We start from the raw sequence: 15,307 nt of genomic DNA, 5'->3' as shown, positions 1-15,307 counted from the left end.
TGGCTGATTTGCATGGCCTCAATGTGGTGCTGGCAACGTTTACGTTCGCCATCCCGACTTCACCTGAAACGTTTTTTGTGGCGCTCGCTCGGTGCTGCTGTCATTTCTGCTAGCGTGTTGAGTCTTATCGTTTGGTTGTTCTAACTAAGGATATTCCATGTCTTCCCTTTCTAAACATAAACTGTGGCTGGCACTCGTTTTTTCTTGGGTTGTGGCTGGCTGTACTCGAATTGAAACTGGTGAAGTCGGGCTGCGGATCGGCTTAGATAAACAAATTGCAGGGACTGAATTGCTACCAGGGTCATTTAATCAAACCTTGATTGGCTCAGTGCTCACTTTTCCAGTTCGGGAAATCGCCGTTAAGCTAGATAACAAAACACCGCTCACGCTGGATAACAGTACCTTAGCGGACTTTGATTTGACGCTGGTTTACTCCATTAATCCATCCAGTGTGTCTGATCTATGGGCGACAAAAAGTCGCAGCTTTCATGCCTTTGAGGATAAAAGCCAAGACTGGTATTTGATGTACAACTATGTCGAAACTATTGTGAATAATGCGGCCTATAAAGCCGTGCGTGAATATCGTGCTTTGGAAGTGGCCGATAATCGAGCGAAATTAGAACAAGAGATCAAACGAATTGTCAGCGAGACTTTGATTGCAGAAAAATTACAAACAGCGTTGAGTGTGTCGTTGGTACAGGTCCGTAATGTGCTGCCTGCACAAGAAATCATTCGAAGTGCGAATGAAGTTGTCACGGCACAGAACGCGCTGCGGGCAAAAGAAATTGAGGTCAAGACTGCCCAGCAAGAGGCCCTCAGGATTGCTGCGTTGAATGCCAACAGCAAAGCCATAGAATATATGAACGCCCAGGCACAAATGAAAATCGCGGAAGCTGTTCAACAGGGTAGAGTAAATACCATCATCATTCCCTATGATTTCAAGGGTATTGTTGACACTCGGCAGGCTACAAAGTAATGCCTTACAAAATCCCGCACTCAGTCTTAGTGGTTATTCATTCCCCTGACTTACAGGTGCTATTGCTTGAGCGGGCGGATCACCCCGGTTATTGGCAATCGGTGACGGGTAGCCTGGATCATGAAGAAGAAAGTTTGGTGTTGGCGGCTTGTCGAGAAGTGCAGGAAGAAACAGGCTTAGTCTGCGATCCTATGCGCTTGCTAGATTGGCAACAGACCAATGAGTATGAAATCTTTGCGCACTGGCGACATCGTTATGCGCCGGGGGTGACCCACAATACTGAGCATGTTTTCAGTGTGTGCGTTGCACGCGATGCCGCAATTCAACTGGCTCCGCGCGAGCATTTACAGTATCAGTGGTTGCCGTGGCAAGATGCGGCTGAGCGTTGTTTTTCCTGGAGCAATGCGCAGGCGATCCAGCGCTTGCCTCAGCGAGTCAATCCCTAAGCGGTGGGCATATGTCGTTACGCATAGCGACTTATAACATTCATAAGGGCTTACACCGTTCTCTATTCGATTGGTTGGTGGGCCAAAATGGCTTTCGTAAACAGGTCCGTATCCATCAACTCGCAGCGCAATTACAACCCCTAAAGCTTGATCTGTTGTTTCTACAAGAAGTGCAAGGCCGACACGATCGGCATGCCTTACGTTATCCTGAGTGGCCAGAGCGTGGCATCGGACAGCATGATGTGTTGGCCCAAGCGCTGCAAATGCATGCGGTGTATGGCAAGAATGCCGATTATTTACATGGTGATCATGGTAATGCCTGCTTGTCGCGCTGGCCCAGTGCGATGTGGCGCAATCATCGCCTCTCCGACCACGCGCTTGAGCAGCGCGGCATGTTGCATACGATACTGGAGGTGGATAAGCGCTCAGTCCATTGCTTTGTGGTTCATTTAGGGCTCTTGGCAGCGAGCCGGCAGCGTCAGGTTGCCGCGTTGATTGCCGAAGTCGAGCGCAGCGTGCCCTCGAACGCACCGCTACTGATTGCCGGGGATTTCAATGATTGGCGTAATCTTCTATCGGCAACGCTGCGCACCGCGATTGGGGTTACCGATGTGTATGATGACGCCATGAATCGGCCCTGGGATGATTTGAATCAAGCTATGCGCCGCCATTTACATTTGCCCCCGTTAGAGCGAGTTGCCCGTACCTTCCCGAGCGCCTTACCCTGGCTGCGCCTAGACCGGATTTATCAACGCGGATTTCGTGTCCAACGCGTACAGGTTATGGCGGGTCATCAGTGGGCGCGTTTATCAGACCACGCCTTGTTATTGGCGGAATTGGCTTGGCCGGGTGAGTAAGGTGGGGTCAGTTAAGCACTCGGACAAGCAGCGGGGCGTGGGCGACCTCTCTCATCGCTGGCTGATGACATTCCAGCCGGATTGGCACAACGGCAATCAACTCCATTTATTACCATCCGGGGCTGCGTACTTTACGACCTTGCTAGAGGCGATTGCGCAGGCACAAGTGTCAATCTATTTGGAAACTTACATTTTTGCAGCGGATGCCGTGGGAGAAGCGGTCGCTCAAGCCCTGACTGCGGCGGCCCAGCGAGGCGTCAAAGTGTACCTGGTGGTGGATGGTTTTGGCACGCTCAGCATTCCTGTTGCTTGGCGTTTGGCGTGGCAGCAGGCAGGGGTCGCCCTACGGATTTTTCGCCCAGAAGGCCCTCACTGGTTATGGCGCTGGCGCTGGGGCTTGAATGCGAACCGACAACGGCTGCGCCGCATGCACCGCAAAATCACGGTGATTGACCAACAGCTTGCATTTTTGGGCGGGATTAATATTCAAGATGATCATATGCAAGGCGATGGTACCCGGCTGGCCCAACCGCGCTATGACTTTGCGGTACAGGTTCAAGGGCCTGTCGTGCAACCAATTTTGGCCTTGGTGATGCGTCAGTGGTGGCAGTTGGACTGGTTGTACCAAATGCGTCCTGAGGCTTGGTATCACGTGCCTTGGCGCCAATATGCCCGCGCTCGGCGCGAAGACTGGCAGCGTTTTTGGGCCCAGCAGCGGGCCACCAGCCGTGTTATTGCGAGCGCACAAAAACGGCACACAGGGCTACCACAGCGTGCTGCACTCGTCATTCGCGATAATTTACGGCATCGGCATGCGATCGAAAGTGCGTACTTGCAAGCGATTGGCCAAGCGCAGCAAGAAATCATTCTGGCGAATGCCTATTTTTTTCCTGGCTGGCGTTTTCGCCAAGCCCTGTGTGAGGCGGCGAGTCGGGGCGTCCGCGTGATTCTCTTACTGCAGGGGCAATCCGAGCACCCCATTCAATTTTATGGATCACAGGTGCTGTATCGTGAATTACTCCATCACGGTATCGAGATTTATGAGTACCTCCCCTCTTTTTTGCACGCCAAAGTCGCGGTGATCGATAGCGAATCGCGTAATACCTGGGCAACTGTCGGCTCATCAAATATTGACCCTTATAGCCTGCTGTTGGCTCGGGAAGCCAATTTAGTGGTTCAGGATCCGGCCTTTTCACAACACTTACGCGCTTGTTTACAGGAAGGATTGGCGGCCGCACGCCCAGTCCGGCTGGTTGATCTTGAGCGCCTACCTTGGTGGCGGCGTGGGTTGTGCTGGCTGGGCTATGGCATGTTGCGCTTGGGCTTGGTGCTCAGCGGTTTGGCCAGCCAATATCAAAAATAGAAAAATTCCTACTCAAGCTTAGGCATTTTTGCTCGTAAAAATAGCAGAGAGCCCGGTTGGCCCACTTTGAATGCTGCCATGAATACCACCAACACCATAAGCTGGACTTTATTTTCGACCCTATTGGTACTCGCAATAGCGTTTTTCTACGTTTACAGCGAGGGGTTGCGCCGTATTTCTCGCAAATTTGGTCTGCATGAGCGGCAACCGTTGTTTAATTTATTGGCAGTGCCCATGGGCCTCGCCCTTTGGGGAATCGTCGCGCTGCTATTGATTGTGGAAGAGTTGACACGGCCGATTGGTTTCCAACTGTGGCCCTATATTCCCTTATCAATCGGCTTGGCCATTTTCTCAACTTATGTCATCCAGGTGTTATTGCTGGAAACGCAACGCAAGCTGTCTCAGGTGCTGCTTGCCAGTGTAGTCAGCGCCGCGAGTTTGTTAACCGCGATGTATCTTGTTACGGCATCCATGAAATGGTTTCCAAAGCCCGTTTACAACGTCATCGATTGGACATTTGCGGGGGTGTTGCTGGCAATCTGCTTGAGTTGGTTTAGTTATGCACTCGCAGCGCGTATCAATTTTCCGCAAAGTTTTAGAGCGATCCAGCCAAATCGCCCGAGTGTTCGGTACTTTCGGTTGTTGCGCAAATTACTCGCGGCATTGGGGCAGGCGATTTTGTTAATGTCGGCGGCCTACATTGCCTGGCATGCCGTGCTTCTGGACCCCCTTGCGACCAGTATCGCGCCAACCTATGCCAATTTGGCTGTGGGTTCGATTGCAATCTCATTGGGGGTATGTGGTCTCCTGTTAACTATGCTGGTTGCGGGGCTGGTTTTGGATAAAGCGGAGTCTCATGCCCGTCGCTTGGCGAGTGAGCTGACCGAACAGGCCCAGATTTTGACGCATGCGCATGAGCGTGATTTGCTGACAACGCTTCCCAATCGCTTGGCCGCAGAAAAGCATATTGACGCCTTAGTGGCTCAAACAACCCGACAACGCGAACTTTTCACCGTGATTTATATTGGCATCGATAATTTTCGTTCGATTAATGAATCACTGGGCTTTGAAACTGGCGATCATGTGTTGATGCTGTGTGCGGAGCGGATTCGCCACGCCATGGATGAGGGCGATTTTGTGGCGCGTATGGGGGGCGACGAGTTTGTGGTGGTTGCCCCGAGCTGCAATTCCCCAGCGGGCGCCGTGACGGCTGGTGCGCGATTGGTCGATATTCTCGCCCAGCATTACGAGCTACCGGCAGGCTCCGTGCCATTGTCAGCAAGTTTAGGGTTATCAATGTTCCCGGGCGATGGTCGTGCCGCGACTGATCTGCTCTCGCACGCCAATTTGGCGATGTCAGAAGCCAAGAAATCGGGGCGTAATCAATACCGTTTCTTCTCCGCAGAGATGGCTGAAGCGGTAAAGCGTGATTTTGTGATTCAGGGTGAATTACGTTCAGCGCTTGGCAGTGGTCAGTTCGAACTTTTTTTCCAGCCACAATTTGATTTGGAGGCGCACCGCTTGAGCGGTTGTGAAGCCCTGGTGCGCTGGCGTTTGCCGGATGGTAGTTTGCGCTTTCCCGATAAATTTATCGGGGTTGCCGAGCGCAGTGGCTTGATCATTCCGTTGGGAAATGAGTTACTTTTAAGTGCTTGTATGACAGTAAAGCGCTGGCTTGATGAATATGGCGGCGCTGTCCGTGTTGGCGTGAATGTTTCGGCACTGCAGTTTGAGCAACCAGACTTCATTGATACCGTCTTAAACGCGCTGGTACAGAGTGGGATTCCACCCCAATTTTTACAAATAGAACTTACTGAATCGACCGTGATGCATGATGCGGAAACGTCACTGGCGCGCTTTGAAGCGCTCAAAGAAATGGGCGTTCAAGTCGCGATTGATGATTTCGGTACCGGTTATTCCAGTTTGGCGTACCTCAAGCGGTTTGTCTGTCAGCATTTAAAAATCGACCGTAGTTTTGTACGCGACATTACGCATGATGCAGGCGATCGGCATATCGTTAAAGCGATGATTGATTTAGCGCATAACTTTGGCCTGACTACCGTTGCAGAAGGGGTGGAAACGGCAGAGCAACAAGACATGCTGTTGGCATTAGGGTGTAATGAAACTCAAGGGTATTACTACAGCAAGCCCATCCCAGAAAGCGAGTTCGTGCAGCGGTTCTTGTTATCTGGGTTAACCGCGACCAAAATCCGCCCAACCGTGGTAGCGGTATGAGGTCACTCGCGCATGAAAATTATTAATTTTTGATCAGTTGATGCCAGTCGTGTTCGTATATTGCCCCTCTCACTGTGGATAACCGACATAGTGATTTTTCATATCTAGTGACAATATAGTGTTGTCTACTCACGTATGCACAGTCATGTGCTGACATGAATGACGCGAATTCATCAAAGAGGAGAGATAGATAATGTCACAGCGTAGAATTACAAAATTCGGTATTGCAACCCTGTTGTCTTTAGGGGCATTGAGCGCATCAGCGGCATACCCAGAAAAACCCATCGTCATCACCGTCCCCTTTGCGGCTGGCGGACCGACCGATACGGTTGCTCGCCAACTAGCGCAGGCCATGCAGAAATCGCTGAAGCAAACCATCATCATTGAAAACGTAGGCGGTGCTGGCGGGACCCTGGGCGTGGCTAAAATTGCCCGCGCCCCCGCTGACGGATATAGCTTGGCGTTGACCCATATTGGCATGTCAACCGCGCCTTCTCTGTATCGCACCCTACCGTTTAAGCCGCTTGAGGATTTTGAATATGTTGGTCGTATTGTTGACGTCCCGATGGTCTTTATCACCCGGCCAGGATTGCCGGTTAAAGATTTCAAGGAATTGGTCAGCTGGGCTAAGGCTCAACCCAAAGAGTCGGTGACTCTCGGGAACGCTGGAATCGGTTCCGCATCGCATCTCTGTGGACTGTTGTTGCAAAGCACCATCGAAGTGGATATGAATACCGTTCCTTACAAAGGAACGGGCCCAGCGATTGCTGATGTCATGGGCGATCGGATTGATTTAATGTGTGACCAAAGTACCAACACCACGTCTCATATCCAGGCGGCCAAAGTAAAGGCAATTGCTGTCGCCGGCAACAAGCGCATTTCTTCGATTCCGAATGTGCCAAGTGCCGCTGATGCAGGCTACCGCAACTTTGATATTTCGGTTTGGCATGGTCTTTACGCACCTAAAAATACCCCCAAAGCAGTCTTGGATGTATTGGGTAACAGCCTGCGAGAAGCGGTAAAAGATCCCGACTTTGTGCGTCGGATGCAGGAGTTAGGGGCAAACGTTAGCGCTGGTGATGAAGTGACCGCAGACGGGCTACGTAAACATTTGGCGGCAGAGATTAATAAATGGGCCCCGTTGATTAAAAAGGCGGGCCAATACGCCGATTAATGTTCCTTGCCATAAAAAAAACCCCGCTGCGGCGGGGTTTTTTTTATGGCGCTAGTAACTGTTCGCTCCTCGAGCAGTCTGTCTAATTTGATTTTTGACTTTTTAGGGTGGTTCAGCAATATTGGGAAGGGCAAAGAGTTAGCTGCGCCGCAACATCAAAAACTATCTCTGCTTTCTCTCGCCTGCCGTTAATAAAGATAAGCTGACGCAAATTGTTGACGTGGTTTTATGTTGACAGGCGAAAGTGGATGATTGGCGCGATGCGGCAACATCCCTTATGCTGAAAAAAGTGTTCAAGCTCTGAAGGTTGAAAAGCAATCTTTGAGGCTTGATTAATCGATTACATCGGGAGACAACGATGCCTACCTATACCCCCCCCTTGCGTGACATGCAATTTGTATTGCATGAATTACTGAATGTCGAAGCCGAACTCAAACAACTGCCCCCCTTTGCGGAGGTGGATGCAGACACGATTAATGCCGTGTTGGAAGAGGGCGGTAAATTCACGGCTGGGGTGGTCTTCCCCTTGAATCAAATTGGCGATAAAGAAGGTTGCACCTTTGATGCGCCGAGTAAAGCCGTCACCACGCCTACCGGCTTTAAAGCCGCTTATCAGCAATACTGCGAAGGCGGGTGGGGCGCGCTCGCTGCCGATCCAGAATATGGTGGGCAGGGGTTACCGATTGTGGTGAACAATGCTTTTTATGAAATGCTGTATTCGGCCAATCAAGCGTGGTCCATGTACCCCGGTCTGACGATGGGCGCATGGGAATGTTTGCATGCACATGCGTCTGCTGAGCTGAAAGCCAAGTTTTTACCGAAGATGATAGAAGGGGTGTGGACGGGCACCATGTGCCTCACTGAACCCCATTGCGGCACAGATCTTGGCATTTTGCGTACCAAAGCGGAGCCGCAAGCGGACGGTAGCTACAGCATTACCGGCAATAAAATTTTTATTTCAGCCGGTGAGCATGACATGAGTGACAACATCATCCACCTCGTGCTGGCCCGCCTGCCTGATGCCCCGGCGGGAACGAAAGGGATTTCCTTATTCTTGGTGCCTAAATTCAAAGTGAATGCCGATGGCAGCATCGGCGAGCGCAACACCATTCATTGCGGTGGTATCGAACACAAAATGGGGATTCACGGTAACGCCACCTGTCAAATGGTTTTGGATGGCGCTGAAGGGTACTTGGTGGGCGAAGCCAATCGGGGCTTGAACGCCATGTTTGTGATGATGAATGGCGCGCGCCTGGGCGTAGGCATGATGGGCTTGGGCATTACGGAAATCGCGTATCAAAATTCCCTCACGTATGCCAAAGAACGTTTGCAATCGCGCTCACTGACTGGCCCCAAAGCGCCCGATAAAGCCGCTGACCCGATTATTGTGCACCCCGATGTGCGGCGCATGTTGCTCACACAAAAAGCCTATGCGGAAGGCGCACGAGCCTTTGGTTACTGGATTGCGATTGAGTTAGACAAAGCGCAAAACCACCCAGATGAGGCGACCCGAAAAGCCTCGCAAGATACGGTGGCCTTGCTCACGCCGATTGTCAAAGCCTTCATGACCGATAACAGTTTTGAATGTGCCAACCTCGGTATGCAGATTTATGGCGGCCATGGCTTTATCGCCGAATGGGGCATGGAACAATACGTGCGCGATACCCGCATCAACCAAATTTACGAAGGCACCAATACCATTCAATCGCTTGATTTGTTGGGCCGAAAAGTACTGGCCGATCAAGGCGCCAAGCTCAAACAGTTTGGTAAATTGGTGGCGGAATTTATTGAGCGTGAGGGGATTGATCCGAAAATGGACGAATTCATTACTCCGCTCGCCGATATTGGCGACAAGGTACAAAAGCTCACGATGGAAGTCGGCTTCAAGGCCATGCAAAATCCCGACGAAGCTGGCGCGGCGGCGGTGGATTATCTGCGCGTCGTGGGACACCTCGTATACGCCTACTTCTGGGCGCGGATGGCGAAACTTGCCTTGCAAAAACAAGGGAGTGGTGACCGTTTTTATGAATCTAAACTGCACACGGCGCGCTTCTACTTCCAACGCTTGTTGCCCGAAACCGCAGCCCTGATTCGCCGCGCCCGCAGTGGCAGTGCGAATCTGATGGCCATGCCAGAAGACCTTTTTTAGATTTAATAGAGAAACAGTGCGTTTCTAGGAATTCAGAATTTCAAGATGAGTTGCTAGGAGCCGCACAGTGAGAGCTGAGATAGTACATAGAGGTACAGCGAAGCTTGAGTGAGCATGTGACAACGCAAATCGCTTGAAAAATGAATTGATAGAAATGCACTTAGGGAGAATCCGTTGAGTAAAATACTTATCCGCAAAGCCGCCGTTCTCGGTGCCGGGGTGATGGGCGCGCAAATTGCGGCGCATCTGGTGAATGCCAAAGTGCCCGTGGTGCTGTTTGATCTGCCAGCCAAAGAAGGCCCTAAAAATGGCATTGCCTTAAAGGCGATTGAGAACCTGAAAAAGCAAAGCCCAGCGCCATTAGGTACACCCGATCTGGCCGCTTTTATTCAGCCCGCGAATTACGAAGAGCATCTGGCACTTTTAACGGAATGTGATTTGGTGATTGAGGCGATTGCCGAACGCATGGATTGGAAGCTCGATCTGTACAACAAGGTCGGCAGCCATATTGGGCCGCAAGCGATTTTTGCCTCGAACACCTCCGGCCTTTCGATCACTAAATTATCCGAGGCACTGCCCGCGGAATTACGCCCACGTTTCTGTGGCGTGCATTTCTTCAACCCGCCGCGCTACATGCACTTGGTGGAATTGATTCCTACCGCGACCACCGAACCGAAATACCTCGATGGCCTCGAAACATTCCTAACCTCGGTCTTAGGTAAAGGCGTCGTGCGCGCCAAAGATACGCCTAACTTCATTGCGAACCGTGTCGGGATTTTCTCGATGTTGGCGACGATGATTGAGGCCGAGAAATATGGTCTCGCCTACGATGTAGTGGATGACCTCACGGGCAGCAAGCTTGGCCGTGCGAAATCCGCAACCTTCCGCACCGCAGATGTGGTGGGCCTGGATACGATGGCACATGTGATTAAAACCATGCAAGATACTTTGCCACCCGAGGCCGATCCATTTGCCGCTTGCTATGCCACGCCACCGGTGCTGAAAGCCTTGGTAGAAAAAGGTGCGTTGGGGCAGAAAACCAAGGCTGGGTTTTTTACCAAAGAAGGTAAAACGATTAAGGTGTTGAATCCAGCTACCGCCAGCTACGTGGACAGCAATGGCAAAGCGGATGAAATTATTGCGCGGATTCTCAAACGCCCCGCCGCCGAGCGACTGAAATTGTTACGTGAATCCGATAATCCACAGGCGCAATTTCTGTGGGCGATTTTCCGCGATGTGTTCCATTACATCGCCGTCCATTTAGAGAGCATTGCCGACACGGCACGCGATGTGGACTTTGCGATTCGCTGGGGCTTTGGCTGGAACCAGGGGCCGTTCGAGAGCTGGCAAGACGCAGGTTGGCAGCAAGTGGCCGAGTGGGTAAAAGCCGATATTGATGCCGGTAAAGCCTTGTGTGCGGCACCGCTTCCTGCTTGGGTGTTTAGTAAAGAAGGCGTGCATGATGCACAAGGATCTTTTGACCCCGCACGACAAGTTCAAGTACCCCGTTTAGATTTGCCCGTGTATCAGCGCCAATTGTTCCGGGCGCCGCTGTTCGGCGAGGCGCAAGCTAATCCCAAAACGGCGGGTACGACCGTATTTGAAAACGAAGGGATTCGGATTTGGCATATCGCGCCCACCGAGGATGTGCTGATTCTTTCTTTCAAATCCAAAATGCACACCATCGGGCCAGAGCAACTCGCGGGGATTCACCAGGCGATTGAAATCGCTGAAAAGAGTTATACCGCTTTAGTACTTTGGCACCCCGATGAACCCTTCTCCGCTGGCGCAAATTTAGAAGCCATGATGCCCGTGTTTATGACGCAGGGTGCGAAAGGGATTGATGGCGCGGTCGCGGCTTTTCAGCAAGCGATGATGCGCATCAAATATGCCCAAGTGCCCGTAGTGGCGGCAGCGCAAGGCCTGGCCTTGGGCGGTGGCTGTGAAACGCTGCTGCATTGCGCCCATCGCGTTGCGCACCTCGAAACTTATATTGGATTGGTCGAGATGGGCGTGGGTTTATTGCCCGCCGGTGGTGGTTTAAAAGAACTGGCTTTGCGTTCTGCCCAGCACGCTCAGGGGGGGGATATTTTCGCCTTCCTCAAAAACGCGTTTATGCATCCTGCGATGGCGAATGTTTCCAAGTCGGCGCTCGAAGCGCGGGCGATGGGTTTCCTGCGCGACACCGATACGATTGTCTTCAACACCTATGAGGTGCTGGGCGTTGCCCTGAAAACTGCGCAAGCCTTGGGTGCTGGGGGCTATCGTCCGCCTTTACCCGCTTTGATCCCCGTGGTGGGTAAGGCGGGCATCGCCAATATTCGGGGTCAACTCATCAATATGCGTGATGGCGGGTTTATTTCTGCCCACGACTTTTTGATTGCCAGCAAAATCGCCGAAGTCATGTCGGGTGGTGCGGTCGAGCCAGGTAGCTTGGTGAGTGAACAATGGCTGTTAGATATGGAACGTAAAGCCTTTGTTGAGTTGGCGATGCATCCGAAAACGCAGGAGCGGATTATGGGGATGCTACAAACCGGCAAACCTGTTCGCAACTGAGAAAGCCGCGCCTGCGCGTGCCTGACGTTGTTGTGCCTCCTAGCTGTACTCGTATGTACTATCTTCGTCGGCACGCCTAGTCAGTCACGCGCAATCATTGGCTTTGGTGATGAGCTGATTTGAAAATTATTTGATGTGCAATCCTGAGAGGATTCAATATGAAACAAATTCAAGAAGCGTATATCGTCGCGGCAACGCGTACTCCGGTGGGCAAGGCCCCGCGCGGGATGTTTAAGAACGTTCGCCCGGATGATTTACTGGTGCACGCGATTAAATCGGCGGTGGCACAGGTGCCCAGTCTGGACCCGAATGCGATTGAAGACGCGATTGTCGGTTGCGCCTTCCCAGAAGCCGAACAAGGGTTGAACATGGCCCGCATGGCGGCGCTACTGGCGGGCTTGCCGAATACGGTGGGGGGCGTCACGATTAACCGCTACTGCGCCTCAGGCATCACCGCTATTCAAATGGCGGCAGATCGCATTCGCGTTGGTGAGGCGGACGTGATGATCGCGGCGGGCGCTGAGTCCATGAGCATGGTGCCGATGATGGGTAACAAGCCCGGCCTAAATCCTTTGGCGGTCAGTGATGAAAACGTCGGTATGGCTTACGGCATGGGGCTGACCGCCGAAAAGGTCGCGGCACAGTGGCAAATTACCCGTGATGCACAAGATGAATTTGCCCTAGCGTCTCATCAAAAAGCGCTGGCTGCCCTAGCAGCCGGGCACTTCAATGCGGAGATCTCACCGTTTGCGATTGCAGAGAGCTTTCCTGACTTGAGCGCGGGCAGTATCGCCATTAGAACCCGCTCCGCCAGTCAGGATGAAGGCCCGCGTGCGGATACTAGCTTAGAAGGCTTAGGCAAGCTCAAGCCCGTGTTTGCGGCAAAAGGGAGTGTGACCGCGGGTAATAGTTCGCAAATGTCGGATGGCGCGGCCTGTTTGATTCTGGCTTCGGAAGCCGCCGTGAAGCGCTTTAATTTGCAGCCTCTGGCGCGATTCGTCTCCTTTGCCGTGAAAGGGGTACCGCCGGAAATTATGGGCATTGGCCCCAAAGTAGCCATTCCCGCTGCCTTGGAAAAAGCAGGTTTGAAATTAGAGGATATTGGCTGGATGGAATTGAACGAAGCGTTTGCAGCGCAAGCCCTGGCCGTAATTAAAGACCTCGGCTTAAATCCGGCGGTGGTAAACCCACTCGGGGGGGCAATTGCTTTGGGCCATCCCTTGGGCGCAACCGGCGCAATTCGTGCCGCAACCGTGATTCATGGCTTACGCCGTACCCAGCAAAAATACGGCATGGTCACCATGTGCGTGGGCACGGGCATGGGCGCCGCAGGTATTTTGGAAGCGTTATAGGCAATTGCCGTCAATCAATACCACGTTGATTTTGCATGAGATGAAGGCAGTTGTTTCTGCTCATGTTCAATAAGGAAACATGATGGATGAGATTCTGATAAACACGGCAAATGGTGTCTGCACCATCCAACTCAATCGCCCTGCGCGCAAAAATGCCCTGACAGCCGCTATGTATCAAACCCTGGCAGACTCTTTAAGGGCGGTAGACGCGATGCCGACTGTGCGGGTGGTGTTGTTACAGGGACATCCGGATATATTCACAGCGGGGAATGATATTGAAGACTTTTTACATTCCCCGCCACTGCAGGAAGATGCCCCTGTGTTGCAATTTCTCGCGGCCATTTCAACCTTCAGTAAGCCATTAATGGCTGCCGTGAGTGGCCCGGCGGTGGGGATAGGTACTACCCTGTTGCTACATTGTGATTTGGTGTATGCCAGCGAAACCGCGATGTTTGCGTTACCTTTTTCTCAACTCGGCTTGTGCCCAGAGGCGGCGGCCAGTTATTTGCTTCCCCGTTTAGTAGGGCACCAGCGAGCAGCAGAAAAACTCTTTTTCGGCGAGAGTTTTACGGCAGATGAGGCCTTGGATATGGGGTTGGTCAATCGGGTGGTCGCCCATGAAGGCTTACTTGAGGTGGCGCAACGGCAGGCTGAACGACTGGCAGCGCTGCCCAGCGAAGCCATCAAGGCGACCAAGGCGCTCCTGCGCGAAGGCCAAGAGGGCGCGGTTGCCGCGGCAATGCAGCGTGAGATTGCCCGCTTTCAGGTCTTACTGCATGCCCCAGAGGCGAAAGAAGCTTTTACAGCGTTCATGGAAAAGCGCAAACCTAATTTCAATTCGCACAGTGCTTGAGCGCCCGAGTGGCCGTAGATATTGCATCGCGTGTGGGTGACTTTCGCAGTAAAAACTGAGGTCGCGTGATAGCGGAGGAGAAGATAATGCGGGCGTTACAAGATAAAACGTATTTTCTGTCTGGAGGCTCGCGAGGCATTGGTTTAGCGATTGCCAAGCGGCTGGCACAAGCGGGTGCAAATATTGTGATTGCCGCAAAAACCGCGGACCCTAATCCCAAGTTACCCGGCACGATATACAGTGCCGCTGAGGAAATTGCAGCGGTGGGCGGACAAGCGTTACCCCTGCAAGTGGATATTCGCGATGAAGCGCAGGTGTATGAGGCCGTTGCTAAGGTGCTGGGGAAATTTGGCCACATTGATGGCCTCATCAATAATGCCAGTGCCATCAATTTGACGGATACGCCCAGTACGCCGATGAAGCGCTTTGACTTAATGTTTGGCGTGAATGTGCGCGGGACGTATTTGTGTACACAAGCCTGCTTACCGGCTTTGCAGCAATCCGCCGCCACGGGTCGCAATCCGCATATTCTGACTTTGGCGCCGCCGCTCTCAATGCAAGCCAAATGGTTTGCGCCGCATGTGGCCTACACCATGGCCAAGTACGGCATGAGTATGTGTGTGCTGGGGCATGCAGAGGAATTTCGCCCTCATGGCATTGCCGTGAATGCCTTATGGCCACGCACTGTGATTGATACGGCGGCCTTACAAATGATCCCCGGCGTCTTGCCTGAACATTGCCGCACGCCCGCCATCATGGCGGATGCCGCTTATGCGATTTTGACCAGTGATGCGCGGCAGCATACCGGTAACTTTTATTTGGATGAAGAGGTCCTAAAAGCCGCTGGCATCACCGATTTCAGCGGCTATTCCTTGGTGCCGGGCAGTCAGTCGCTCATGCCAGATTTATTTCTTTGAGCCGCTTAGGCTGGCTGGGTGGCGATAGGGGGGACAAGCCGTGGGCGCCGTGATTCATCGGTCGCCACATACGTCAGTGTTGCTTCGGTTACTTTCACCACTTCGCCATCGAGCCGTTGTCTTTCTGCATATACTTCAACCGTCACCGTCAGCGAGGTGTTGCCGATTTTGGTGATGCTGGCATAAAAGCTGAGTAAATCCCCAACAAATACCGGTTGCTTGAATAAAAAAGAGTTCACCGCAATCGTCGCCACGCGGCCTCCGGCTCGTTTTACGGCAGGAATAGAGCCGGCAATATCAACCTGGGCCATGATCCATCCCCCAAACACATCGCCATGGACGTTGGCATCGGCAGGCATGGGCATCACTTTTAAAACGGGAGTAGTCGTCGGTAAGCTCAACATAAATTCACTCGCGATCAGGTAATGT

General features: G+C 52.4%; 12 protein-coding genes. 11 read left to right on the top strand and 1 reads right to left on the bottom strand.

The features are described 5' to 3' along the window. The first annotated feature begins 157 nt into the window (after positions 1-157). From DU000_RS11330 to DU000_RS11280, 11 genes are all read left to right on the top strand, one after another. Positions 158-976: an SPFH domain-containing protein gene (locus tag DU000_RS11330; RefSeq protein WP_114403526.1), complete on the top strand. Its 819-nt coding sequence runs from the start codon at positions 158-160 to the stop codon at positions 974-976. Continuing rightward, positions 976-1,422 carry a dihydroneopterin triphosphate diphosphatase gene (gene nudB, locus DU000_RS11325; protein WP_114403525.1) on the top strand — a complete coding sequence of 149 codons (447 nt, stop codon included), beginning with the start codon at positions 976-978 and terminating at the stop codon, positions 1,420-1,422. The genes DU000_RS11330 and nudB overlap by 1 nt, the downstream gene beginning before the upstream one ends. A gap of 11 nt (positions 1,423-1,433) precedes the next feature. Then, a complete protein-coding gene (locus DU000_RS11320) occupies positions 1,434-2,279 on the top strand; it encodes an endonuclease/exonuclease/phosphatase family protein (protein WP_114403524.1) in 846 nt (281 codons plus the stop codon). A gap of 64 nt (positions 2,280-2,343) precedes the next feature. Next, on the top strand, positions 2,344-3,642 hold the full coding sequence (clsB, locus tag DU000_RS11315) for a cardiolipin synthase ClsB (RefSeq protein WP_114403523.1): 1,299 nt from the start codon (positions 2,344-2,346) through the stop codon (positions 3,640-3,642). A gap of 78 nt (positions 3,643-3,720) precedes the next feature. Beyond that, positions 3,721-5,877, top strand: coding sequence for a putative bifunctional diguanylate cyclase/phosphodiesterase (locus DU000_RS11310; RefSeq protein WP_114403522.1), 2,157 nt, complete (start codon positions 3,721-3,723; stop codon positions 5,875-5,877). A gap of 193 nt (positions 5,878-6,070) precedes the next feature. Further along, the gene (locus DU000_RS11305) at positions 6,071-7,051 is read left to right on the top strand and encodes a tripartite tricarboxylate transporter substrate-binding protein (protein ID WP_114403521.1); all 981 of its coding nucleotides are present in this window, start codon (positions 6,071-6,073) and stop codon (positions 7,049-7,051) included. Between the two features lie 358 nt (positions 7,052-7,409). Continuing rightward, a complete protein-coding gene (locus DU000_RS11300) occupies positions 7,410-9,200 on the top strand; it encodes an acyl-CoA dehydrogenase C-terminal domain-containing protein (protein ID WP_114403520.1) in 1,791 nt (596 codons plus the stop codon). Between the two features lie 174 nt (positions 9,201-9,374). Further along, positions 9,375-11,756: a 3-hydroxyacyl-CoA dehydrogenase/enoyl-CoA hydratase family protein gene (locus tag DU000_RS11295; RefSeq protein ID WP_114403519.1), complete on the top strand. Its 2,382-nt coding sequence runs from the start codon at positions 9,375-9,377 to the stop codon at positions 11,754-11,756. A 158-nt stretch (positions 11,757-11,914) separates the two neighbouring features. Further along, positions 11,915-13,108 (top strand): acetyl-CoA C-acyltransferase, encoded by a 1,194-nt coding sequence (locus tag DU000_RS11290; RefSeq protein ID WP_114403518.1) that lies wholly within the window; start codon positions 11,915-11,917, stop codon positions 13,106-13,108. Between the two features lie 79 nt (positions 13,109-13,187). Further along, positions 13,188-13,961 carry an enoyl-CoA hydratase gene (locus tag DU000_RS11285; protein WP_420812146.1) on the top strand — a complete coding sequence of 258 codons (774 nt, stop codon included), beginning with the start codon at positions 13,188-13,190 and terminating at the stop codon, positions 13,959-13,961. Between the two features lie 86 nt (positions 13,962-14,047). After that, complete coding sequence (locus DU000_RS11280) at positions 14,048-14,878, top strand: SDR family oxidoreductase (RefSeq protein ID WP_114403516.1); 831 nt, start codon at positions 14,048-14,050, stop codon at positions 14,876-14,878. A gap of 5 nt (positions 14,879-14,883) precedes the next feature. Here the strand turns inward: DU000_RS11280 and DU000_RS11275 are convergent, their stop codons facing one another. Beyond that, positions 14,884-15,282, bottom strand: coding sequence for an acyl-CoA thioesterase (locus DU000_RS11275; protein ID WP_114403515.1), 399 nt, complete (start codon positions 15,280-15,282; stop codon positions 14,884-14,886). Positions 15,283-15,307 lie beyond the last annotated feature (25 nt).

The organism is Parvibium lacunae (genome assembly GCF_003335215.1).
GTDB classification, from domain to species: domain Bacteria; phylum Pseudomonadota; class Gammaproteobacteria; order Burkholderiales; family Burkholderiaceae_D; genus Parvibium; species Parvibium lacunae.
This window is presented reverse-complemented; position numbering and strand designations above follow the sequence as displayed.